General features: G+C 38.8%; 21 protein-coding genes. 20 read left to right on the forward strand and 1 reads right to left on the reverse strand.

Going from position 1 to position 24,839, the window contains the following annotated elements:
- Positions 1–276: 276 nt before the first annotated feature.
- Positions 277–486, reverse strand: coding sequence for a hypothetical protein (locus LS482_RS11685; protein WP_233027712.1), 210 nt, complete (start codon positions 484–486; stop codon positions 277–279).
- 688 nt (positions 487–1,174) lie between these two features.
- Between LS482_RS11685 and LS482_RS11690 the strand changes: the two genes are divergently transcribed.
- From LS482_RS11690 to LS482_RS11785, 20 genes are all read left to right on the forward strand, one after another.
- Positions 1,175–2,572 carry a UDP-glucose 6-dehydrogenase gene (locus tag LS482_RS11690; RefSeq protein WP_233027713.1) on the forward strand — a complete coding sequence of 466 codons (1,398 nt, stop codon included), beginning with the start codon at positions 1,175–1,177 and terminating at the stop codon, positions 2,570–2,572.
- A gap of 191 nt (positions 2,573–2,763) precedes the next feature.
- On the forward strand, positions 2,764–4,209 hold the full coding sequence (locus LS482_RS11695; RefSeq protein WP_233027714.1) for a lipopolysaccharide biosynthesis protein: 1,446 nt from the start codon (positions 2,764–2,766) through the stop codon (positions 4,207–4,209).
- Positions 4,210–4,291: 82 nt separating this feature from the next.
- Entirely contained in the window at positions 4,292–5,404 is a 1,113-nt protein-coding gene (locus LS482_RS11700) for a polysaccharide pyruvyl transferase family protein (RefSeq protein ID WP_233027715.1), read from the forward strand.
- A gap of 147 nt (positions 5,405–5,551) precedes the next feature.
- Complete coding sequence (locus LS482_RS11705; RefSeq protein WP_233027716.1) at positions 5,552–6,511, forward strand: glycosyltransferase family 2 protein; 960 nt, start codon at positions 5,552–5,554, stop codon at positions 6,509–6,511.
- 4 nt (positions 6,512–6,515) lie between these two features.
- Complete coding sequence (locus LS482_RS11710; protein WP_233027717.1) at positions 6,516–7,574, forward strand: EpsG family protein; 1,059 nt, start codon at positions 6,516–6,518, stop codon at positions 7,572–7,574.
- Positions 7,575–7,582: 8 nt separating this feature from the next.
- Positions 7,583–9,175: a glycoside hydrolase family 20 protein gene (locus tag LS482_RS11715; protein ID WP_233027718.1), complete on the forward strand. Its 1,593-nt coding sequence runs from the start codon at positions 7,583–7,585 to the stop codon at positions 9,173–9,175.
- A 115-nt stretch (positions 9,176–9,290) separates the two neighbouring features.
- Positions 9,291–10,037, forward strand: coding sequence for a sulfotransferase domain-containing protein (locus LS482_RS11720; protein ID WP_233027719.1), 747 nt, complete (start codon positions 9,291–9,293; stop codon positions 10,035–10,037).
- Positions 10,038–10,052: 15 nt separating this feature from the next.
- The gene (locus LS482_RS11725) at positions 10,053–11,258 is read left to right on the forward strand and encodes a glycosyltransferase (RefSeq protein ID WP_233027720.1); all 1,206 of its coding nucleotides are present in this window, start codon (positions 10,053–10,055) and stop codon (positions 11,256–11,258) included.
- A gap of 9 nt (positions 11,259–11,267) precedes the next feature.
- Positions 11,268–12,047: a glucose-1-phosphate cytidylyltransferase gene (gene rfbF, locus LS482_RS11730; protein WP_233027721.1), complete on the forward strand. Its 780-nt coding sequence runs from the start codon at positions 11,268–11,270 to the stop codon at positions 12,045–12,047.
- Positions 12,038–13,141, forward strand: a complete 1,104-nt coding sequence (rfbG, locus tag LS482_RS11735) for a CDP-glucose 4,6-dehydratase (RefSeq protein ID WP_233027722.1) — start codon at positions 12,038–12,040, stop codon at positions 13,139–13,141. The genes rfbF and rfbG overlap by 10 nt, the downstream gene beginning before the upstream one ends.
- On the forward strand, positions 13,126–14,052 hold the full coding sequence (locus tag LS482_RS11740; RefSeq protein ID WP_233027723.1) for an NAD-dependent epimerase/dehydratase family protein: 927 nt from the start codon (positions 13,126–13,128) through the stop codon (positions 14,050–14,052). Before rfbG ends, LS482_RS11740 begins: the two co-directional genes overlap by 16 nt.
- 13 nt (positions 14,053–14,065) lie before the next feature.
- A complete protein-coding gene (locus tag LS482_RS11745; protein ID WP_233027724.1) occupies positions 14,066–15,097 on the forward strand; it encodes a polysaccharide biosynthesis protein in 1,032 nt (343 codons plus the stop codon).
- 11 nt (positions 15,098–15,108) lie between these two features.
- Positions 15,109–15,528, forward strand: a complete 420-nt coding sequence (locus LS482_RS11750; RefSeq protein ID WP_233027725.1) for a WxcM-like domain-containing protein — start codon at positions 15,109–15,111, stop codon at positions 15,526–15,528.
- Between the two features lie 35 nt (positions 15,529–15,563).
- Complete coding sequence (locus LS482_RS11755) at positions 15,564–16,682, forward strand: polysaccharide biosynthesis C-terminal domain-containing protein (protein ID WP_233027726.1); 1,119 nt, start codon at positions 15,564–15,566, stop codon at positions 16,680–16,682.
- Positions 16,683–16,773: 91 nt separating this feature from the next.
- Positions 16,774–17,907: a non-hydrolyzing UDP-N-acetylglucosamine 2-epimerase gene (gene wecB, locus LS482_RS11760; protein ID WP_233027727.1), complete on the forward strand. Its 1,134-nt coding sequence runs from the start codon at positions 16,774–16,776 to the stop codon at positions 17,905–17,907.
- 7 nt (positions 17,908–17,914) lie between these two features.
- Positions 17,915–19,138, forward strand: a complete 1,224-nt coding sequence (locus LS482_RS11765) for a glycosyltransferase family 4 protein (protein ID WP_233027728.1) — start codon at positions 17,915–17,917, stop codon at positions 19,136–19,138.
- Positions 19,135–20,001, forward strand: a complete 867-nt coding sequence (locus tag LS482_RS11770; protein WP_233027729.1) for a sulfotransferase family protein — start codon at positions 19,135–19,137, stop codon at positions 19,999–20,001. Before LS482_RS11765 ends, LS482_RS11770 begins: the two co-directional genes overlap by 4 nt.
- Complete coding sequence (locus LS482_RS11775) at positions 20,001–20,594, forward strand: sugar transferase (RefSeq protein WP_233027730.1); 594 nt, start codon at positions 20,001–20,003, stop codon at positions 20,592–20,594. The genes LS482_RS11770 and LS482_RS11775 overlap by 1 nt, the downstream gene beginning before the upstream one ends.
- A gap of 31 nt (positions 20,595–20,625) precedes the next feature.
- On the forward strand, positions 20,626–21,759 hold the full coding sequence (locus LS482_RS11780; protein ID WP_233027731.1) for a DegT/DnrJ/EryC1/StrS family aminotransferase: 1,134 nt from the start codon (positions 20,626–20,628) through the stop codon (positions 21,757–21,759).
- A 922-nt stretch (positions 21,760–22,681) separates the two neighbouring features.
- On the forward strand, positions 22,682–24,760 hold the full coding sequence (locus LS482_RS11785; protein ID WP_233027732.1) for a polysaccharide biosynthesis protein: 2,079 nt from the start codon (positions 22,682–22,684) through the stop codon (positions 24,758–24,760).
- Positions 24,761–24,839: the final 79 nt, after the last annotated feature.

Below are 24,839 nucleotides of genomic sequence, written 5' to 3' on the forward strand. Positions count from 1 at the left end.
GTACGCGGTGAACTTAATTGTATATGCGGCGTACTTAATCCCTTATACCGCAAACATAACCCTGTTCGCTGCTTAAGCAGTTGTGTATGCCGCATAAGTAACCCTGTATGCGGTAAACTTAATTGTGTATGCAGCAAACCGAACCCCTTACGCTGCGTACCCATCCCCTTCCGGCGTAAACCGGGTTGTGTTTATGGCTGTTTTCCGGGCTTTAAAAGTTGGTGAATTGGGTTTTAGAGAAATACCTGAACCAAAAGGAATGCGTCACCGCGAGAATTAACGTTTTGCCAACCGCATAAACTGGTAATGACGTTTAAAAAGCGTCACTGCCAGCCCTTCAACTGGGCTCAGGATAAACTGAAGCGTCGGCAGTCTCCTGGCAGGTATGCGTATACCACTGAGGGTATGCTGCCAGCCTCCAGGAGATTGCCACCCTTCGGCTCCGCTCAGGGCAAGCTTTACCTCCCTTCGGTCGGTTCCTCGCAAAGACGCGTACTTGTTATGGTTTAAACGTTAAAAAGTGACATTCTCCAAAACTCCGGGATTCTCTAACTCACAAACCAAAAGGAATGCGCTACGTCATTGGGAGTGAAACACTGCAGTCTCCCGGCTGGAATGCGTCTGCCTCCGGGAGATTGCCACCCTTAGACAGACTCTTAGAATGCTCAGGGTAGACTACTTCGCTCGCAAAGACACATACTTGCTATGGTTTTAAGGGTTGAGAGATAATCCCCTCCAAAACTCCCCGACTCCAAACCAAAAAACAATTAGTGAATCCGTGGCCAAACAGCCCCCCTCAGTTTGCAATAAACCGACGGATTTTAGCGCTATAATGAATTAACCTGTATAACCAATTCGTAAAATTCCTGTTTGCTTTTTAATAAATTGTAATCTCTTTATTAAATCGCACACTAAAAGTAGGTAAATACATAAATTTTTAGTAGTATCGCATCGCGATCCGGGAATATGGGAGTCGCATAAATAAAGTATTTTTGGGCAGGAACACGACAGTTTTCAAATTGCGCAATCCGGAATATAATTTATCTTTACGAATGCCGTTGTAGGTAGGGTGAATTTTTTAATTGCTTTTGCAACCGGAGAGTGGTACTTTTGAGGCCGGAAACGCCATAGCGATTTTCTGGAACTCAATAAATTAATATAAGTACACTTATAAATGAATAAAGAAATAAGCAAGATCTGTTGTATTGGGGCCGGTTATGTTGGTGGCCCCACCATGGCAGTCATAGCACAGCAATGCCCGGATATAGAAGTTACCGTAGTAGATATTAATGCGCAACGAATAGCGGCCTGGAATGATGAGGATGTAAACAACATACCGGTGTACGAGCCGGGATTGAGTGAAGTCGTAGCCGAAGCCCGGGGAAGAAACCTGTTCTTTTCCACCGAAGTGGACAAGGCCATAGATGAAGCCGAAATGATCTTTATCTCGGTCAATACCCCGACCAAAACCTATGGAAAGGGAAAGGGGATGGCTGCCGATCTGAAATATATAGAGCTCTGTGCCCGCCAGATCGCCAGGGTAGCTAAAGATGATAAGATTGTAGTGGAAAAATCAACCCTACCGGTGCGTACGGCAGAGGCTTTAAAGAGTATATTACACAATACCGGTAACGGTGTGAACTTTGACATTCTGTCTAACCCGGAATTCCTGGCCGAGGGTACGGCCGTACAGGATCTCGTTGCACCCGATCGGGTGTTGATAGGCGGGGATTCCCCGGAAGCCATACAGGCGCTGGTTAATGTATATGCCCGTTGGGTACTTGAAGAAAATATACTAACAACTAATGTATGGTCTTCCGAACTGTCCAAGCTTACGGCCAATGCCTTCCTTGCACAGCGTGTATCGTCCATCAATGCCATGTCCGAATTGTGCGAAAAAACCGGGGCCGATGTTAATGAAGTGGCCAGGGCGATCGGTACGGACAGCCGTATAGGACCTAAATTCCTGAAGGCTTCCGTGGGGTTTGGAGGGTCCTGTTTTCAAAAAGATATCCTGAACCTGGTGTATATTGCGAAATCCTACGGGCTTACCGAAGTGGCCGATTACTGGGAACAGGTGATATTGATGAACGATCACCAGAAAAGACGGTTTGCCGACAATATTGTCACTACCCTGTACAACACGGTTTCCGGCAAAAAGATCGCTTTCCTGGGCTGGGCTTTTAAAAAAGATACCAACGATACCCGGGAGTCAGCAGCTATCTATGTGGCGGACCATCTGCTTAATGAACAGGCGGAGATCGTGGTCTACGATCCCAAAGTAACGGAAGAGCAGGTGTGTGCAGACCTGGACTATTTGAATACCCGGGATGAAGAGGAGAACAGGAAGTTGGTTACTGTGGTAAACGATCCGTACGAGGCTGCTAACGAAGCTCATGCTATAGCTGTCCTGACGGAGTGGGATGAATTTAAAGCCTACGATTGGCAGAAGATATACAACAATATGTTAAGACCTTCGTTTGTGTTTGATGGCAGGGCGATACTGGATCGGGAGCTACTAGCAGATATAGGGTTTGAAGTGTATGCAGTTGGAGTAGGAGAAATTAAGTAGAGTTTGATTTTACCGAATAAATATATAGAATAGGTGAATATGAGTAAAACGATTTTTATTACAGGTGGTGCGGGATTCATAGGCTAGAGCATCTATATTGACGATAGTGTAGTTCGGGTATTTAGTGACAAATTCTCGAACTATGTAAAAAAATATTTTTGATTAAAAGAAATTATTATTTATACACTTTTATGACATCACTTAAAAGTAAAACAATTAATGGGATATTCTGGTCGCTTTTGCAAAATATAGGTGGTAAAGGGATTCAGTTTATAGTGATGTTGCTACTAGCGCGTTTGTTAACTCCGGAAGCTTTCGGCTTAATCGGCATGTTAATGATTTTTATCCAGGTAAGTCAAGCTTTGATAATTGCAGGCTTTAATCAAGCCTTGATTCAAAAAAAAGATACGGATGAAGAAGATTACTCCTCAGTGTTTTGGGTTAATTTGGGAGTAAGCGTTTTAATTTATGTTATTCTTTTTTTCGCGGCACCATACATCGCTACCTTTTATGATCAACCTGTTTTGACGGAACTAGTTCGGGCACTTTCCTTAGTTTTTGTCATCAATGCCTTTTCTTATGTACAGGAAGCCCGATTGAGTAAGGAAATGCGATTTAAAACCTTGACAATTATCAGTATACCTTCTACTGTGATTGGTGGAGTGGCTAGCATTGTTATAGCCATTATGGGGTTTGGTGTATGGAGCATCATTGCCTTGCAACTAATAACCCGCTTTGCTTATGCCATACAAATTTGGTTTTATAGCAGATGGATGCCTTTATTAACGTATAACGGCGGCAAGGTGAAAAAACTATTTTCTTTTGGAAGTAATTTGATGGTTTCCACAATTATCCATACTGTTTATAAAAATGTTTATTTAGTCGTGATCGGTAAATTTTTTCCACTGAGTGCTTTGGGATATTATCAAAATGCGAATAATCTGGTGATCATTCCAAGTTCAACCATAAGTGGTGCACTTGCCAAAGTCACTTTTCCTGCCTTTTCCTCTATACAAGATGATGATAAGCGTTTAAAGGAAGGGTTTAAAAAAATCATTCAACAAGTTCTATTTTGGATATGTCCGGCTTTTGTTTTGGCAGCGGTCATGGCAGTACCTTTGTTTCGGTTCGTGTTTACCGAAAAATGGTTGCCAGCAGTGCCTTATTTTCGTATACTTTGCATTACTGGAGTAATTTACCCTTTAAGCACATATAATCTTGCTATTGTTAACGTTAAAGGGCGAAGTGATCTTTTTCTGAAATTGGAAATTATCAAAAAAGCTATTGTTATCGTTGGACTCATCATAATTATCCCTTTTGGTATCTATCCCTTATTGATATTTCAGGCAGTCAGTACCATTTTAATGTATGTTTTCAATAGCTATTATTCTGGAAAGTTTATTCAATACCCAACATTGAATCAATTAAAAGATATTATGCCTATATTATTGCTTAACGCTATTGTAGGAGTTATTGTCTTTTGTTTTGATTATAATTTTGCTGCATTGTCCGATATTTTGCGATTATTTGTAGGTTTAGGAATTGGTGGGGGGCTTTATTGGATGGGAGCAAAATTTTTCAAATTTGAGCCTTATTTGGAATTTGTGCATATCATTAAACCTAAACGAATTAAGTGATAATCTTAGCTCGGAAATATTACTCTTATTGCTTTTAGGTTATGATAAAAGTAAGAATCAAAGATTTAAAAAATACTTGTATATGAGTTTATTATTTACGGGATATTACGGTCGTCTAAATACAGGTGATGATGCTTTCTGCCTAATTTCAGATTGGGCGGCAAAAAAATATTGGAATGTTGACGATGTTAAATTTCATGGACGTAATCTTCCTTTTAAAAAGGATAAAACGAAATTAAATAAAACCCTAATAGGAAAGGAATATTTTAAACGTCAAGAAATCATTGAGTTATATTATCAGGGCCTTTTAGCAAATAAAATAATATATTCCGGAGGTTCTATATTCCATTCTGATATAAAAGGGCCATTTAATAAATCAAATGTTTTTTTTCATTACCATAAAATTAAAAAAATAAAGTTAGGAGCTGTAGGGGTTTCTTTAGGACCATATAAATCTATCACCGCTAGAGAAAGTATAAGAGAATATCTCAAGCATTTCTCTTTTATTTCCTTGCGAGATAAAGATTCTTATGAAGATGCTATAGATATGAACCTTTCCATTCCAATTATTGAATCATTTGATATGGCGGCTATTTTACCAAAAATGTATCCAATAATAAAATCTAAAAAAGAGAAAATTGAAATAGGGGTCAGTATTTGTGATTATCAAAGATTCATTAAAAAAGGAGATATCAAAATTGATGAATTGAGGTTTAATAAAATGATAGAAACAATTAAGCTATTATCCAAGAGGATTCATAATCTAAAAATCAATATTCTAGTTTTCAATTCCCATGCCGTTAATGGGGATTATAAAAAATCCTTAGAATTACAAAGTCTTATTTCTCCTATTGTTGAAACCACGATTACTCCATATAGCCCTTATACATATAAAATGTGGGAAACTGTTGGGAATTGCTCCATGATATTATCCACAAGACTCCATGCTGGTATATTTTCATGTTTCTCTTCTACTCCATTCTTACAAGTAGAATACCATAAAAAATGTAGTGATTTTTTGGATGATATAGGTTATGACCAAAATTTTAGAATCGGAGATTTCAATAAAACACCTTCGGAAGTTGTAGATATAATCCTAAAAATAATAAAGGTTCAAAAAGTGCATACTGTGAGTATTGATACATTGCAACAAAAAGCGTTGAAGAATTTTACGCATACCAAAAAATACATTTAAGGAGATTTCTATTATACTCTATGAATTTTATTAGAGCATAAAATCTCTCGGATCATATGAAAAAAAAATGTTTGTTTTTGATTTGAATTGAGTGCTTAAAAATTAATCCATAAGATTTACATAGTTAATAATAATTAAATAATTGAAATGAATTATGAACCATTAGTAAGTGTTATTATTCCTACTCATAATCGTGTTAGGTTATTACAGCAAACATTAAAAAGTATTTTAGAGCAAACATATCGAAATTTTGAAATAATTATAATTTCGGATGCATCTACTGATAATACTTCCACGGTTGTCACTTCTTATAATGATGAAAGAATCAAATTTGTCGAATTAAAAAATAACCTGAAGTACCCAAGCCGGGTTCGTAATATTGGAATAGAAAAAGCGAAAGGTGAGTTTATTGCATTTTGTGATGATGACGATTTGTGGATTAAGAATAAATTAGAAATTCAAGTAGCATATTTATTAGCTAATGATAATATTGAACTTGTGGCATCTAATTCATACTCATTTCCTGGGCATATTGTTCCCTCTTCGCAACTTTGGCGAAATAAAAGATTAACCTATGGAGAACTTTTGAAGGTGAATTCTATAAGGACGTCTTCTGTGATAATAAGAAAGAGAATTTTGGATAGGATAGGTAAATTCGATGAGGATGAAGTATTACATATAGGTGAGGATTGGGATTTATGGATGCGTGTTTTACAGTGTAAAGATAACTCTATTGTAATTTTAAAGGAATGCTTAGTTTTTTATAGGATAGGTAACGTTAAAATTACAAATTCCCATTATGAGCCGAAAAAAAATATAAGGGCTAAATTGCATATTTATGAAAAGCATAAGCCTTTTTCAAAAGTGGAAATTCAACAGCTATTAAACCAAATAGAAGTTGAAACTGAAACTAAATCTAAAAAACGTTTGATCCACGAAATTACCAGAGAGTTTTATTCAAAGGAAATAAGTAGTCATGATTTTTTCGCGTTAGAAAACCTTACATTTAAAGAAAAATTGATCATTCTTATAAAACTTTATGTGAGATACATTTACAGTATTTTAGGTCAGAAAAAGTTGTTCTTTAATACACGAAATATAAATTAGTTGTATGCTGAATTTTATATTGATTTATATTTTTATAGTTGGTGTTTTTTTGCTGGAGAGGCCTTTAAAACTCCACGAAGGAAAACGAACGCTATGGTTTGTGATATTGCCCGTTGCAATAGTTTCGAGTACATTAGTAGGGTTAAGGCCCCTTACTGCAGGCTTTGACACGATAAAATATGTAACTTATTATAATTTTTTGCAATACGATACTTTTTCGACGTTTATGGACGTATATAGTTATAATTGGAAAGGAGACTATATATATCGATTCTGGAATTTTGCTTTATCTTGGCTGGGTGTTAGTCCACAACACTTTTTATATATTACCGCATCTGTTTCTATTTTTTTGTTTATCCTCTCGTTGCGGAAGCTTGTAGGGAAAGATTATCTTTTGATTTTCTTGTTTTTTTATGCTACTCCAGGGTTTGTCCAATTATTTGCCAATGCGATCAGGCAAGGGTTTTCATTAGCATTTTTCTTATTTGCGATCGCCTATTACTATGAACAAAGAAAAATAAAGCTATTTCTTTCGGTTGCTGTAACACTTTTTCTGCACAATTCTACCGGTATTGTTTTGATTATGTGTTTGTTAATGATTAGTCTTTTCTCTAAATTGATAAAAAAACACAACAAATTCGTGTTCGTATTTCTTTTATTGCTTCAACCATTAATGTATTTCTTTGTAGATTTGATTAATAGGTTTTATCCCAGCGTATATACGCTTTATGAAAGTTCAGAATACTTTTTTCATTATTCTTTTATAACCTTTTTATTTTTATATATTTTTTATAAAATTCGATTTAAATTAAGATCAAAAAAGGGTGAATTTTTATTCACCACGTATATTATTATAACAATCTTAACTTCGCTTTTTTGGTTCAATCCAACAACTTTTGGCCGTATAGTTTATTTGAGCTTCCCTTTTTTAGCGCTGTATATTAATAATCTTAAATATTTATATGAGCAGCATTGGATAGCTCTCTTATTGATTGTGATAATGTTTGGAATTGGTGTTTATTTCTTTAATACCGAAGCAACTCGAAATATGCTTAATCTTTAATTAAAATTATGATGCGTTGTTCTGTTTTTTTGTTTTTTTTAATGAGTTTGATGAGTTGTAAAGCGCAAACTATTCAAACGGTGGTATTGGTGGAAAACAATCAGAGTAACTATCAAATCTGTATACCTCCTAACGCAGGCGAAAATATTATAAAGACTGTCAGGGAGTTACAAAGTTATTTCTTTAAAATCGGGAATGTCAAGCTGTCTATAACAACAGAAAAAAGCGCTTTGCCTCAGATTATTATCGGAGGGAAAGATTTCATGGAATCCCGGGGAATTGAGCTTCCATATACGGAACTAAAAAAGGATGGATTTATAATTAAAACTGAGAATAAACATCTTTTAATTTCTGGCATCAACGAAAAAGGGATAATAAATGGAATTTATACCTTGTTGGAGAAGTATTTGGGGTGTAGATTTTATGCCCGGGATGCCATTGTAATACCTCAAAAAGAGAATATCATTTTAGAACCAATCCTTGATATTCAAAATCCTGCCTTTGAAATTAGGATGCTTAATTCTTATGAAGGTTTATCTGTTGAGTATTGCAAATGGCATAAATTGGACCTTCCTCCCAGAATTAATCCGTTATGGTTAAAACCATGGATTCATACAACTACAAAGTACTTTAGTTTAAAATGGGGCCCTAAAAAACATCCAGAGTATTTTACATATTTCAATAAGGGCAAAGATGCTGTTGATATCAATTATGAAAATAATGAGGTTCTAGAGATCATGATTGGCAAAATCAAAAAAAGAGTACAAGACCATCCAACTGCAAAATTTATCGGAGCGAGTCAAGGGGATATGACGCGTAAAATAAAAAGCGAAGATAAGGGAAAAATAAGTGGAGATATGACTTTAGGCTTTGCAAATAGAATTGCTCAAACATTTCCAGACCATACAATTACATATTTGGCTTATCAATATAGCCGATCGTCCTCTGAGAATATTAAACCCCTTGGAAATATACTTGTTATCATTTGTAACACATGGGGGAACAGAACGAAGGCAGTAGATACAAAAAATCCAGGCAATAAATTTATAAAGGACCTGCAGGTCTGGCAAAAATTAACGGATAATATAATGGTTTGGGATTATATTTATAATACTAAATATGAATTTGCTCCATACCCAAATTTTTATCTTTTACAACAAGCGATTAAAGGTTATAAAGATTTGGGGATTAACAAAATTTTTGAAGAAAGTCATCGACAACCATCTGGGGGACTGTACGAATTACGCAGTTATTTAACGGCAAAACTATTATGGAACCCAGATTTGGATATTGATTCTCTTATTACTGATTTTTTAAATGGTTATTATGGAGATGCTGCTCCTTATATTAAGAATTATATTCAAGAAATGAATAAACAACTAAAAGCTTCAAAAATCCCACTTTTAAGAACAGGCAATCCCAAGATTTATTCTCGTATCTCATTTTTAAGACCACTTGCCATTCGAAAGTATGAATTATATCTGGAAAAAGCCAAAAGATCAGTAGTTGATGATCCAATCTTTAAAAAAAGAGTAGATAAGGTTTATGAAACATTAAAAGTTACTAAAAGTGAAATTGGAAAAAGATCATCAAAAGAATAATTCGATGTTTATCTTTTTTTATTAAAATAATTTACATATAAAATTACCGATAGCGATTATGAAAGACACCCGATCAAAATTTAAGATCTATTTGGCGGCTATAAAACGGCTGTACATGTGGCATTTTCTATCCAATAAACTTGATTTGATCTTAGTGACCGAGTTTCCAAAATCTGGTGCTTCCTGGTTCTGTCAAATGTTAGCAGATGCTTCTAATATTCCTTTTCCGAGAAATATCTCTCCGACTTTCGAAAGAAGTATAATGCATGGACATCATTTATTCAATCCAAGAATGGGAAAGGCGATTTGTGTCATACGCGATGGCCGTGATGTTATGGTTTCGGCCTATTTTCACTTTTTGTTTGACAATAGTCATAATAATCCGGGAGGAGTTACATATCATCGAAAAAAAATGCCATTTAAGGATTATAACAATGTGCGAGAAAATCTGCCTAAATTTATTGAGTATATGTTCAAAGGATATCCAAATGAAAATAGATTTCATTTTAGTTGGAGCGATTTGATCAATAATGTAAAAGTGAATCAAAGTAGACTTTGTATAGTAAAATATGAAGATCTTTTAACCAAACCCTCAAAATGTATAAAAAATGCTTTAGAGTTTTACGAAATACTGGTCCCTGATGAAAACAGATTAAAGGAAATAGTTGATAATTATTCCTTTAAAAAACTAGCCAAACGGAATCCTGGCGAAGAAGACAGGAAAAGCTTTATTAGAAAAGGGATAAGTGGAGATTGGAAAAATTATTTCAATGAGGAATCGTGTGATATATTTAAAGAGTATGCCGGTGAAGAATTAATAAAAGCGGGATATGAGAATGATTTCGATTGGAAAAATTATTGAAAATCAAAAGGCATTATGAAAAAGCTACTCCAAATAAATTCAGTTGCCAATATGGGCTCTACAGGCAGGATTGCTATGGAAATTGGACAAATAGCAATAAATAGGGGTTGGGAAAGTTATATTGCCTGTGGAAGAAAACGAGAAGGAGGGAAATCTAATATAATAGAGATTGGGGTAAAGACAGATAGATTATTGCACGGTGTAAAATCTCGTCTGTTTGATGCGCATGGCTTTGGCTCAAAAAACGCTACTAGAACATTGATTAAAAAAATTAAAGAAATAAATCCTGATGTTATTGCTTTGCATAATATTCACGGTTATTATGTTAACATAAAAATTTTATTTGATTACTTAAAGGAATGCAACAAGCCAATTTTTTGGACCTTATATGATTGCTGGGCTTTTACAGGTCATTGCGCTTATTTTGACATGGTAGGTTGCTCAAATTGGAAAGATACTTGTAAAAACTGTCCGTGTAAAAATTCTTATCCCAAGTCATGGGTCAATAATTCTCATGCAAATTTTAAGGCGAAAAAAGACATTTTTACCAATGTTAAAGACTTACAGCTTATTGTGCATTCCAACTGGCTCAAATCAAATGTCCGGCAATCTTTCCTTTGCGATTATCCGATCAATTTGATCAGGAATGGAATTAATCTTTCCAATTTCCATTACAAACCTTCCAAAATTCGAGAGAAGTATGGCTTGGAAAAGAAATTTATTATTCTGGGGATTGCCAATAAGTGGTCTGAGCGAAAAGGCTTTTCTGACATTAAGTTGTTAAGTGATTTTTTACAACCGGACGAAGTGGTCTTAGTGGATGGATTAAACGTAGAACAGCAGAAGAATTTGCCTGAAAACATTATTTCGTACGGGAAGGCCAAGGATGTGAGTGAACTGGCAGAGTTGTATTCCGCAGCCGATGTATTTTATAATCCGACTTATGAAGACAATTTTCCAACAACAAATCTGGAAGCCTTGGCTTGCGGAACTCCTGTGATAACCTATAACACAGGAGGCAGCCCGGAGGCAATCGACGAAAATACGGGGTTTGTTGCAGAAAAAGGGAGTCTTGATCAGGTGCGAAATTATATTACGCAGCTCAAAAAGGCCAATAAGGCTAATTACAGGGAAATGTGTACTCAAAGGGCACACCAGCTTTTTAATTATAAAGAAAGATATGAAGAATATGTCTCATTATTTCAACAAACAATTAATTAAAAGACGACTATGAAAGTACTAATTTTAGCAGGCGGTTTCGGAACACGATTAAGTGAGGAAACGGCAACTATCCCCAAACCAATGGTTCAAATAGGTGATAAACCTATTCTTTGGCATATCATGAAAATATATTCGCATTACGGATATAATGATTTTGTGATTTTGGGAGGTTATAAAGCCTATGTCATAAAAGAATATTTTTCAAATTATTATTTGCATCAGTCGGATGTGAGAATTGATTTGACCGACAATAGTATGGAGGTCCTGAATTCCAAAAGTGAGCCTTGGAAAATCACAATTTTGGACACAGGACTAAACACATTGACAGGAGGCCGTATCAAAAGAGCAAAAGAATATATCAATAATGAACCTTTCTTTCTTACCTATGGTGATGGGCTAAGCAATGTTAATATTAATAAGCTTTTGGACTTTCATCGGGAACATGGAAAATCCATTACGATGACATCCGTTCAACCGGAAGGCAGGTTCGGTGCTTTGGATGTTGATGAAACCACGCAACGGGTTAATCATTTTATGGAAAAACCCAAGGGTGACGGGGCTTGGATCAATGGAGGTTTTTTTGTTTGTGAACCTGATGTTCTGGATTATATCGATAAGGGAGATGAAACCATATGGGAAAGATCTCCCCTGGAAAATTTAGCGAAAGACAATAAACTCTATGCTTTTAACCATTATGATTTTTGGAAACCCATGGATACGTTAAGGGATAAAAATCAGTTGGAAGAACTTTGGAACAACAATAAAGCCCCATGGAAGTTATGGAAATAGAATCTTTGTTCAAAAATAAATATAAAGGTAAAAAAATACTTGTCACGGGCCATACTGGCTTTAAGGGGTCATGGTTGACCCTTTGGCTTAAAAAAATGGGTGCTACTGTTCATGGGGTCGCACTGGAACCAAATACCTCACCAAATCATATCGGGTTATTGAATTTGGAATATGAATCCCATATTTTGGATATAACTCATAAGGAGGTACTGACTGCTTTAATTGAAAAGATAAAGCCGGATTTAATTTTTCATTTAGCGGCTCAACCATTGGTTCGGTTATCTTATGAGGATCCCTATAATACTTACCTCACCAATATCATGGGGACTATTAATGTATTGGAAGCAGCGAGAAGAATTGAAAATTTGAAGGGTGTCGTTGTCGTAACAAGCGATAAATGTTATGAAAATAGAGAGTGGCTCTGGGGTTATCGGGAAAATGAAGCGATGGGAGGTAAAGACCCCTATAGTTCTTCGAAGGGATGTGCAGAATTAGTAACTGCGGCTTACCGGAATTCTTATTTTCCTGAAAGTGAATTTGGAAAATCACATCATACAATAGTTGCCAGTGTTCGAGCTGGAAATGTTATAGGTGGTGGAGACTGGGCAAAAGACAGGATCATTCCGGACATGGTAAAATCTGCTTCAAAAAATGAGTCCCTTCTTATACGATATCCTAAGGCCACAAGGCCATGGCAACATGTGTTGGAGCCGTTAAGCGGGTATTTGAATATTGGTCAAAAAATGCTTGAAGGAGATATTCAATATTCGGGTGCTTGGAATTTTGGACCCAATAATGAAAGTAATGTTTGTGTATTGAATTTGGTAAAAGCAGCGAACCAATACTGGAAAGATATTAGCTATGAAATAGATCAAAAAGAACATTTGCCAGAAGCCAATTTCCTTATGTTAGATAGCACTAAGGCCAATAAATTGCTTCAATGGAAACCTATATGGGGCTTTCAGGAAACGGTAAAATATACTATTGAATGGTTTCAAGAATATTACCTGCAAGACAATACACTTTCAGAAGACCATTTGGAGAAATATATTGCGGATGCAATAAATGAAGAAGTAACATGGGCAATACAATAACATCCGGAGATATTATTGTTATAACTGGAGGTGGAGGATACCTGGGCTCCAAGCTTGCCGAATTTTATCTGCATAAAAATTGTCAACTTTTTTTGATTGATATAAATTTTAATAATCTGGCAAAAAAACTAAATGAAAATTATGATACCGTTCATCTCGAACATCTTGATTTGACCAGTGAAAATTTGGTTCGAGAAGTTTTGAATAGAATTTCACCGGATTATATTTTCCATTTTGCCTCCATAATTGATCGATCTAGGGATTTTGATATTTATGACCGCCTATATGAAATTAATGTTAAAGGGACAATCAATTTGCTAAAAGCGCTCCAGAAGATTTCCTACCGGGGATTTTATTTTGCCAGTACTTCCGAAGTTTATGGTTCTTGGAAAGGAGTGCCCTTTAGTGAAGATAGTAGTTTAACCTCTGCGTCCCCTTACTCTTTAACAAAGATTTATTGTGAAAAGGCTATACAACTATTCTCAGATCTATATAACAAACCCTATAAAATTTTTCGTATTTTCAATTTCTTTGGGCCAAATATGCCTGGTAGTACTTTTATAGGTCAAATGATAGAAGCCTTTAAAGCCGGGAAGGTTTTTGAAATGACCCAGGGAGATCAAGCAAGAGATATTTTATTTATAGATGATTTATTGACTCAGATGAATGTGGTTGTGACAAAGAAATCAGATTTTTCTGTTTTCAATATATGTAGTGGAAAAGCAATAAAAATGATTGAAATAGTAGAAGAATTTGAAAAAATAACTGGTGAAGAGTTTCAATATACAACGCTTCTGCCTTATAGAAAAAATGAAGTTTGGGAAACAAGAGGAGACAATTCCAGATTGAAATCTTTGAACTATATTTTCCCTTCGTTCTCTTTAAAAGAAGCACTAAAAAAATGCATCTAATCTAATAATTACTATGTTCAATAATAAAACACTCTTAATTACCGGTGGCACAGGCTCCTTCGGCAACGCTGTCCTAAACCGGTTTTTACATACCGATCATTTTAGTGAGATCCGGATTTTTTCCCGGGATGAAAAAAAGCAGGATGAGATGCGCAATACGCTAAATAACCCTAAATTGAAATTTTATATAGGAGATGTGCGCAATTATGACAGTGTAGAGCGGGCCATGCGTGGAGTGGACTATGTTTTTCATGCTGCGGCGTTAAAACAGGTCCCTTCCTGCGAATTTTTCCCTTTGGAAGCTACAAGGACCAATGTATTAGGGACGCAAAATGTTATTGATGCCGCCGCCTATAACAAGGTGCAGAAAGTGATCTGTTTAAGTACGGACAAGGCTGCATATCCCATCAATGCCATGGGGATATCCAAGGCCCTGATGGAAAAGGTAGCTGTTGCAGCATCCCGTAATCTGAAGAAAACCACCGTTTGTTTAACCCGGTACGGTAATGTCATGGCCTCCCGGGGTTCTGTGATCCCTCTCTTTTTGAAGCAGATTAAGGAAGGTAACCCTATCACGGTGACGGATCCGGAGATGACCCGGTTTTTGATGTCTTTGGAAGAGGCCGTGGAACTGGTGCTTTTTGCCTTTGAAAACGGGAATCCGGGAGACTTGTTTGTCAATAAGGCCCCGGCGGGGACCATTGGAAACCTAGCCCAGGCACTTAAGGAAATATGCAATGCCGAAAACCCAGTAAAGGTTATAGGAACCCGACACGGGGAGAAGCTGTATGAAACACTTTGCACGAGGGAAGAGATGATCAAGGCCGAAGATATGGGGAATTTTTATCGTATTCCCGCAGATAACAGGGATTTGAATTATGCGCAATATTTTTCGGAAGGCGAACAGGCTATTTCGGAGATAGAAGATTATAATTCTCATAATACCGAACAGCAGGATGTGGAGGGGATGAAACAACTGTTGTTAAAGCTTCCCATTGTACAGCAGCAGGCATTTGGTTCGGAAACATCGACAGAAATACAATAAAACCGTAAATCATGGAATTACCTGTGTTGATCAGGGGAGGACATTATGAAGACGAACGGGGCCAGCTGGAATTTAATAATGATTTTGATGCGCTTCCGGTAAAGAGGATATATACCATTAAAAATATCGACAGTAAATTTATAAGGGCTTGGCAGGGCCATAAGATAGAACGCCGGTGGTTTTCCGCAATAAACGGGGCTTTCGAAGTAAAACTGATCAGGGTCAACGACTGGGAGTCTCCTTCGAAAAACTTACAACAGCAGGTGTTTTTACTTCAAGGGAAGGAGATGGATATTTTATCCGTTCCCCCGGGATATATCAGCAGTATTCAGGCCCTGGAGGATGATTCAAAATTACTGGTTATGGCGGATCACGCTTTAGGGGAAGTCAAGGATGAATATCGCTATGATGTAGATTATTTTAAAGATTAACGGATACATATACCATATTTGACAAATATATTGCTATGATAAAAGTAGGTATAACAGGACAAAACGGATTTGTAGGGGGGCACCTTTACCATACATTGGGACTATACTCCGAAGAATTCCAAAGAATTGAATTCAAAAAAGAATATTTCGAAACCCCTGAAAAACTAGACGAATTTGTGCGGCAATGTGATGTCGTCATACATCTTGCGGCGATGAACCGCCATGAGAGCCAGGGCTTTATTTATGAGACCAATGTCAGGCTGGTAAAACAACTTATCGCTTCGCTGGAAAGAACAGCTTCAAAAGCCCATGTACTGTTCTCCTCATCTTCTCAGGAGGAAAGAGATAACCTTTACGGCAGATCCAAAAGGGAAGGAAGAGAGTTATTGATAAACTGGGCGGAAAGATCGGGTGGAGTTTTTTCAGGAATGATCGTTCCCAACGTTTTTGGCCCGTTTGGTCAGCCTTATTATAATTCCTTTATAGCCACATTTTGTTATCAATTGACACATGGCGAGACCCCGGGAATTGACAATGACGGAAAGGTGAATTTAATATACGTAGGTGAGCTGGTCGAAGAGATGATCGGGCAAATAAGAGAAGGTAAAAACAATTTTTCGCATCAGGTTTCACACACGGCCTCTGTTAAGGTTTCAGAAGTATTTTCATTGTTAACTCTTTATAAGGAGAAATATTTTGAAAAAGGGGAGATCCCTGAAATTAACTCAACCTTTGAACTTAACTTATTCAATACTTTCCGATGTTATATTGATCATAAGAACCATTTCCCTGTTAAGTTTACGCAGCATACGGATGACAGGGGATCTTTTGTGGAAATCATACGCCTGGGTGTTGGCGGACAGGTATCTTTTTCAACCACCGTTCCCGGGATTACCAGGGGGAACCACTATCATACCAGGAAGGTTGAGCGGTTTGCCGTGATCAAGGGAAAGGCCCTGATTCAACTGCGAAAGATAGGAACAGATGAGGTTTATGATTTTTACCTGGACGGAGACGAACCCGCTTATGTGGACATGCCTATCTGGTATACACACAACATAAAGAATATCGGAGATGAGGTGCTCTATACCAATTTCTGGATCAATGAGCCGTATGACCCGGAAGATGCTGATACCTATTTTGAAGAAGTTTGATAAGGGCTCTTGAAATTTGACTTCTGGCTTCCCGGACCAATGAAGGTAAAAGAGAAAAGAAGTTTGTAAAAGTAATTATTCTTTTAAATACATGAAAAAACTAAAAGTAATGACGGTAGTGGGTACCCGGCCCGAAATTATACGTTTGTCCCGGGTTTTAGCCGCACTGGACCATTCTGAAGCCGTAGAGCATACCCTGGTACATACCGGGCAGAACTATGACTATGAATTGAATCAGGTTTTTTTCGAAGACCTGGGGATAAGAAAGCCGGACTATTTTTTAGAGGCTGCCGGAAAAAATGCGACAGAAACGGTGGGGAATATTTTGATAAAAATAGATCCTTTACTGGAGGAGTTAGCGCCCGATGCCTTTTTGGTCCTGGGTGATACCAACTCGTGTTTATGTGCCATTCCGGCCAAGAAACGCCATATTCCTGTTTTTCACATGGAGGCGGGAAACAGGTGTTTTGACCAACGGGTCCCGGAAGAGACCAACCGTAAAATTGTTGACCATACGGCCGATATCAACCTGACCTACTCGGATATTGCCCGCGAATACCTTTTAAGGGAAGGGCTGCCTGCCGACCGTATCATCAAAACAGGTTCTCCCATGTTTGAGGTTTTAAACCATTATTTGCCACAGATTCAGTCTTCCGGAGTTTTAGAAAGACTCGGGCTGGAAGAGGGTAAATTTTTCGTGATCTCATCTCACAGGGAAGAAAATATTAACGCGGAAAAGAATTTCAGGGGCCTGATGGAATCATTGAATACCATTGCCGAAAAATACGGGTACCCGGTAATTGTCTCTACACATCCGCGTACGAGGAATATGATTGAGAAGATAGGAAGTGAGACACGCCCTGAGATCCAATTCCTCAAACCGCTTGGATTTCACGATTACAATGCATTACAGATGCGTTCCTATGCGGTATTGTCAGATTCGGGAACGATCTCCGAAGAGTCGTCGATCTTAAATTTCCGCGCTTTAAATATCCGTCAGGCACATGAACGTCCGGAAGCCATGGAAGAGGCTTCGGTAATGATGGTGGGCTTAAAGCCGGAACGAATACTTCAGGGATTGGTGCAGGTTCAACAACAGAAAATAGGAAGGGATAGAAACTACCGCCAGGTAACAGATTACTCAATGCCCAATGTTTCGGAAAAAGTAGTGCGTATCATTTTGAGTTATACGGATTATGTGAAACGCGTGGTCTGGAGTGAATAAATAAAGTATGAGGATCTTATTCATAAAGCAATTATTTAACCCGGAGCCAACAGCAAAAAGTTTAGACTTTGCCAAAGAATTGAAAAAAAGAGGGCATAAGGTGCAGGTGCTTACCGGTTTTCCGTCATATCCGTTAGGGAAAATTTATGAAGGCTATAGACAGAAGCTTTGGCAACGGGAGGTCATGGAAGGTATAGAGGTAATACGTGTTCCTATATATCCGAGCCAAAGTGACAATGGAATGAAACGGATGCTTCATTACCTTTCTTATGCTTTTTCAGCATCTTTATTGGGCCCTTTTTTAGTGAAAAGGCCTGATGTAGCTTTTGTATACCAGGGCGCCATCCCCGTAGGGATCCCTGCAATAGTTTTTAAATGGTTCAGAGGAGTTCCCTTTGTTTATGATATTAATGATTTATGGCCTGAAACCGTAGCTGTATCGGGGATGATGAAAAACAAAAGGCTCTTAAAGTTGATTAATGTCTGGTGTAGCTTTAACTATAGAAAAGCTTCTAAAATAACAGTCGCAACACCGGGGTTTAAGCAGCGATTAATTGAAAAAGGCGTGCCGGAATATAAAATTTCGTTTGTTCCAAATTGGAGCAGAGATAAATACAGTGAGGAAGAGTTGGATGAACAACTTAAGGAAAACTATTTTCCCCGAGATAAATTCCATGTGCTGTACGCCGGAAATCTTGGAGTTGTTCAGGCACTTGACATTGTTTTGGAAGTGGCACAACAATTAAAACAAGAAGGTAATAGCAATATTCAATTTACACTGCTGGGTGGAGGTGCTGATGAAGCGCGGCTAAAAAATAGGCGAAAACAGCTGGAATTGCATAACGTTCAATTTATTGAGCGAGTAGATGGAGGAGAAGTGACCAAGTATTTGAATTCGGCAGATGCTTTGTTGGTTCATTTAAAAAACACCGATTTGTTTGAAATAACAATTCCTTCTAAAATATTATCCTATTTAAGAACTGGGAAACCTATTCTTATGGGATTAAAGGGAAATGCGGCGGAAATTATTAAAATATCGGGTGCGGGTTTTTTATTTGAACCTCAGGATGTAAATGATTTAAAACGAAAACTGGAAGAACTGTATCATTTGAATATGAATGAGAGAGAAAATATGGGTAAAAAGGGTATCGAATATTATGATAATAACCTTTCAATCGTTGCGAGCACTGAAAAATTAGAAAAAGCGTTTTTTGAAATATTAAAACAATGAAAAATCCTCCTATTATTATCATAGGCGCCGGCCGTTCCGGAACCAATATTTTAAGGGACAGCATCTGTTCTATGCAAGGGTTTGAAACCTGGCCCTGTGACGAGATCAATTATATTTGGCGTCATGGAAATATTGCCAAAAATACAGACCGGTTTACCGCAGAGGACGCCCGGCCGGCAGTGAGAAAGTATATAAAAGGAGCATTTGAGAGTTTTCAACGGAAATCCGAAGCAGAATGTGTGGTGGAAAAAACCTGTGCCAGCAGTTTAAAAGTGCCTTTTATAGAGGCTATTTTTCCCGGTGCGAAATATATTTTTTTGATACGGGACGGTAGGGATGTTGCCAGCTCGGCAAAGCAACGTTGGACGGCGTCCCTGGAACTTAAATATATATGGAAAAAGGTTAAATACGTGCCTGTGAGTGATATTCCTTATTATGGCTTCCGTTATTTTATCAACCGGATAAAGAAATTTTTTTCCAGTGAAAAACGACTGGCTTTTTGGGGACCGATTTACCCGGGTATGATGGAAGATCTTCAAAAGGATTCCTTAATAGAGGTGTGTGGTAAACAATGGGCAGCGTGTGTGAAAACTGCTTATGAAGACCTGTCTCAAATTGATTCTGACAGGGTACATATGATGAATTATGAAACTTTTGTGAGCAACCCAATGGAGCAGATGATAAGGGTAATGGATTTTATTGGAGTTAAAGTAGCAGAAGAAGAAGTTAAAGATTCGGTGGCCAAGGTATCTGCCAGAAGTATCGGAAATTATATAAAACACATAAGCCCGGATGATCTGGAAAAACTGAACGGGATTGTTGAGCCGGTAATGGCTGATATATACGGTAAAATAGAAAAATAATGACGGGATACCAGCGATTTCAGAAAAGAACTTTTGATGTAGTGGTTTCGTTTTTCGGATTGTTGTTTTTGTGGTGGCTTATAGTTGTTGCTGCTTTATTGGCTTATATAGATACGGGGCTAAGTGGTTTTTTTAAGCAGGAACGGGTTGGAAAAGATGGTCAGTTGTTTAAGGTGATAAAGATAAGAAGTATGCGTCCTGTAACAGGAGTAAATACTTCTGTTACGACGGATAAAGATCCCCGTATATCCAAAACCGGACGTTTTTGGAGAAAAACCAAGATTGATGAGCTTCCCCAACTTTGGAACGTTCTTGTGGGGAATATGAGTTTTGTAGGCCCCCGCCCGGATGTTCCCGGTTATGCAGATAAACTTGAGGGTAAAGATCGGTTGTTACTGAGTATAAGACCGGGAATAACCGGACCGGCAAGTATTAAGTTTAAGAATGAAGAGGAAATTTTAGCTGCTCAAAAAAATCCGGAGAAATACAATCGGGAAGTCATCTGGCCGGAGAAAGTAAGGATAAATCTGGAATATATCGAAAATTACAGCTTGTTAAAAGATATTGGATATATACTTAAAACTGTGTTTTAATTATATGGATTCTTAAAATAAAAGCACAATTATGGGAAAGGACAAAATCTGGCTCTCTTCCCCCCACATGGGAGGCACGGAGCAAAAATATGTAAAAGAAGCGTTTGACGATAATTGGGTGGCCCCTCTGGGGCCTCACGTCAATGGCCTTGAGGCCGACCTGGAAAGCTTTTTGGGAGAAGAAAAAAAGGTGGCGGCGGTAAGCGCCGGTACTGCGGCCCTGCACCTGGCGCTGATCCTTTCGGGCGTTGAAGCCGGAGATGAAGTGATCTGCCAGAGCCTGACCTTTTCGGCTTCGGCAAACCCTATTGTATACCAGGGCGCTACTCCTGTTTTTGTGGATAGCGAACCGGATACCTGGAATATATGTCCCAATGCTTTGGAAGATGCTATAAAAGCCAGGATAGCGCTGGGGAACAAGCCAAAAGCTATTATTGCAGTGCATCTTTACGGGATGCCTTATAAAGTAGATGAGGTAAAAGCTGTAGCAGAGAAATACGGAATACCTGTAATAGAAGATGCGGCGGAAGCCTTGGGAAGTACATACAAAGGGAAAAACTGCGGGACTTTCGAAGAATTGGCTATTTTGTCGTTTAACGGAAATAAGATCATTACAACTTCGGGTGGAGGGGCTTTGGTATGCCCGAATGAAGATTTAAAGAAAAAAGCGGTGTTTCTGGCTACACAGGCCAGGGACCAGGCGCCGCATTACCAACACAGCCACATAGGGTATAACTACAGGATGAGCAACATTTGCGCCGGGATAGGCCGGGGTCAGATGGAAGTACTCAAGGAACGGGTAACACAACGCCGGGCCATGCATGCGTTTTATACGGAGATCTTCTCCGGTGTGGAAGGAATTACTCTGTTGAATGAGCCGGGCGAAGATTATTTTTGCAACCACTGGCTGACAGCCATCCTGACCGAAAGTTTTGAGCAACGCGAAGCCCTGCGCCTGGCCATGGAAGAAGACAACATAGAAAGTCGGCCTATATGGAAACCCATGCACCTGCAGCCGGTTTTTAAGAATGCTCCTTACTATGGAGGGCAAGTGGCTGAAGATATTTTTGACAGGGGGTTGTGTCTTCCTTCCGGATCTAATCTTACGGATACAGACAGGGATCGTATTCGTGCTGCAATAATGAAATTTCTGAATTTGGAGTAAGGTCGTGGCAATTAATGCTTACGAGCTGGCTATAATTAATATCACTTTTGAGTCCTGTTCCGGTAGAGAGTCGATCTCCGGGGAACAACTGTTTATAAATAACAGCATAAACCGGTTGGTGTTATGATTAAAAAAATGAAAAATCATTCGTAATAGCTGGAAGCTCCCCTCTTCAGAAGGCCCTACTGAGTTTGTCAAAGTATGGATGTTTCTCTGTGAAGTGGAGAGTTTGACCAGGTCCCCTAAGTTCCGGGGTTTACCTCTGAACTTTTGCCTTACTTGAGGTATGGGCTTTCTAACCCTCCGTCACGACTTCAGTCGTGCCACCTCCCTTCGTCACAAGGGAGGGACTTTGTAAGGCTTAAAAAACATATATGATATTATTGATGTAAAAATTGAGATAATAATGCATATACTCCGAATACCTTAAAAGAAATTGATGTCACCGGTATTTGTAGGGTGTTTTTTTATACAGGTGCAATATTTTCAGCATATGACGTTTTTATACCCGGGATGTGTTTTCCCGTTTTCGGAACCAATAGGGAGATCACCGATATTTTCTGTTTATTGGTCTAAATAGAGCGGAGGGAGAAGGTGTTAAAATGATTCATTCCGGGAAAGTGTGGATATTTGGTTGAGAATTTAACAGTAGAGAAGAAATATGTGGAAAGTGATTTCGTAACATCCAATTCACGTTAACGAAACGTAAGTAAAGAAAAAAAACCGTATATTCGCAGGAAACAGACTTTATTAATGAGAGAAAATACATCTAATAAAAAAGGTGTTTATCCCTTTTTTCGGGGATTTAGACCGGAATTTTAGGTTAATTTTAACAAGGCAGGGATTTTTTTAATACCTTTATTCGTCCTGAAGGTCAAAAATTACTTGCTTTTTGAGTTTTATCGGGCAATTTTCGTAATATATGAAAAAATTAAGTTGGGATAAGTTGAGGCGGGGAATCAGGCTGGCATTACAACCCGGGAAGAGAAAACTGGACCTGAAAAACATCGGTTACCTGCCGCGATGGATCATACTGGGTATAGATATTGCCATCCTGGTATGCGCGGCTATAGTGACTTATGTATTGCTCCAGGGGCTGACCCTTAGTTTCTATTCGCGCTTAACCCGCCTTGAAGAACTCCTGATGATCGTAGGCGTAAATACGGTGTTTTTTCTCCTTTTCCGGACGTATGCAGGCCTTATACGTTATTCGTCCTATATAGACGGTTTAAAATTGCTGTTTTCCACCTTTGCTTCTTTTGTAGCTTTGGCGGCGATCAGTTATACCAGCTACCTGGTTACCGGGGAAAAACTGTTCCTCGTTCCCGGGTTGTTTATGTACTTTATTATCTCCTTTGTCTTCCTGTTCCTGTTCCGGGTGGTGGTAAAACAGGTATTTCATGCCTATTTCAGTGAAACGAGGAAAACAGACAAGACCAAGGTACTGATCTTCGGGGCGGATTCTAACGCCATATCGGTAGCCAATGCTATCCGTACGGAACAACCGGCACGGTTTAAGATCCTGGGCTTTGTGGATAAAAACGGGCATAATACCAGCAAGCGTATCCTGGACCTGCCCATACTGTGTAAAAACAAACGGATATCCGTACTCCTGAGGGCCCGCGGGGCACAGGCGGTTATCCTTGCGGACAAATACCTGACCAAAGCAGAAAAAATAGCCCTGGTAGACGACTGCCTGGAGAACGGGTATAAGGTGTTTACGGCACCGTTGATCTCCGACTGGGAAAATGAACAGGATTTTTCAAGGCAGATCAAGAACATACAGATCGAAGACCTGTTGGAACGAAAGCCGATTGTGCTGGACAACAAAAGTATTTCCAAAGAACTTAAAGGGAAAAGAGTACTGGTTACCGGGGCGGCGGGTTCCATAGGCAGTGAGATCGTACGCCAGGTACTGAAATACGATCCCGAACTTTTGATTATCGTAGACCAGGCAGAGACTCCCCTGCATCAATTGCGCCTGGAGTTAAATAATCTTTCCGGGGAGATACAGCATGAAACCGTAATCGCCGATGTCCGTAATTACGAACGGATGGACCGTGTTTTTAAAGCCTTTGCCCCGGAGGTGGTCTATCATGCGGCAGCTTATAAACACGTGCCCCTGATGGAAGAAAATCCTTCGGAAGCGGTTTTTGTTAATATTATGGGGACCCGGAATATGGCCGACCTGGCTGTGGAGCACAAGGTGGAAAAGTTTGTTATGGTATCGACGGACAAGGCCGTTAACCCGAGCAATGTGATGGGGGCTTCCAAACGTATTGCAGAGATGTATGTACAGTCGCTCTATTTTTCCAACAGGGAGAAAGGAAAGAAAACAACGCGGTTTATCACTACGCGTTTTGGGAATGTGCTGGGATCCAACGGTTCTGTGGTTCCGCTGTTTAAGGAACAGATCGCTAAAGGGGGGCCTGTAACCATTACCCACCCGGATATTATCCGCTATTTTATGACCATTCCCGAAGCCTGCCGCCTTGTACTGGAAGCCGGGGCCATGGGGAAAGGCGGGGAGATCTTTATTTTTGATATGGGCGAGGCCGTAAAGATCATGGATTTGGCCACAAAAATGATCCGCCTGGCCGGTTTTATCCCCGAAGAAGATATCGAAATAAAAGTCACCGGGCTGCGACCGGGGGAAAAGCTCTATGAAGAACTGTTAAGCGACAAGGCAAAGACCCTGCCCACCCACCACGAAAAGATCATGATTGCAACCGAAACTATCGACGATTACGACTATGTTAATAAAACCATACGCTCCATTTTTGAAACCGCCAAGCAATATAAAAATGACAAAACGGTAAAATACATGAAAAACCTGGTCCCCGAATACAAAAGCATGAACTCTTTGTTTGAATCCCTGGATAACAAGGGTAGTACGGAGCCATCCCCGTCAGAACCGACCATCCTTGCTGAAGATATGGCTGACAAGGAGAAAAAGAAACTATACGGTACCGGGAAACACCGGGTAGGGTTCTCCGGGTAATCTTTATAAATTAGTGAATATATAAGGTGGGTGTAACAAATCTTCTTTCACCGGGTATTATCCCTTTTAATTAAGTGTG

It is taken from the genome of Sinomicrobium kalidii, from assembly GCF_021183825.1.
Lineage (GTDB): Bacteria > Bacteroidota > Bacteroidia > Flavobacteriales > Flavobacteriaceae > Sinomicrobium > Sinomicrobium kalidii.